Source organism: Vibrio sp. D173a (genome assembly GCF_030248475.1).
Window position 1 is genome coordinate 1 of sequence record NZ_JAHGAH010001637.1, and the last position, 627, is coordinate 627.

Annotated in this window: 1 protein-coding gene; it reads right to left on the bottom strand. The window is 47.7% G+C overall.

What is annotated here, in order from left to right; all coding sequences use genetic code 11:
• Window positions 1-627 (bottom strand): MFS transporter (locus KIV40_RS35265; protein WP_285354130.1); only part of this gene is annotated, 627 nt, incomplete at both ends.

Consider the following 627-nt stretch of genomic DNA (forward strand, 5'->3'; position numbering starts at 1 on the left):
CCTAGATAAGTAGCCGACAGCCCAGCAGCTAGATAAGTTAATAACCACCAAAAGTGCGTTAACGAAAAGTGCGCAGCGAAATATTGTCCAGCATCTTCACTCCCAGCGGCATCATTAATCACAATGCCTGAAGTGGTCTGGATACAAGACATGCCGATACCCAAAGAAAAACAAAGAACGATAAAGCCAAACCAATCTGGGAGCCATGTTCCGGCATAAAACGCCAACCATATTAGGAGCAGTCCTCTGATGTGATAACGCTGTGGACTATAACGATTTAGAAGCTTGGGTAAGAATATCGCCGCCAACATTGAGCCGATCCCAACAGCCAGCATGGCTAATGCCGTTTCACTGTCGCCACCATGCAGAATGTCGTGCACGTAGACAACCGTATTCACTATCACCATAGCACTTGCCGCTGCTGCCGCTAAGTACGCATACCACAATGAACGCAGAGAAGAGTGCGCCAGATAGGCGGTGATACCGCTAAAAATGGTTTTCCAGCACAGCTTACTCGTCTGTTCTTGTTGCCCCTTGTCTGAAGGGATAAAGCACAGTAACACCAACACCGCTGAGATAATAAATGTCACGGCATCAGCCCAAAACAGATGACGAAAGCTCACAACG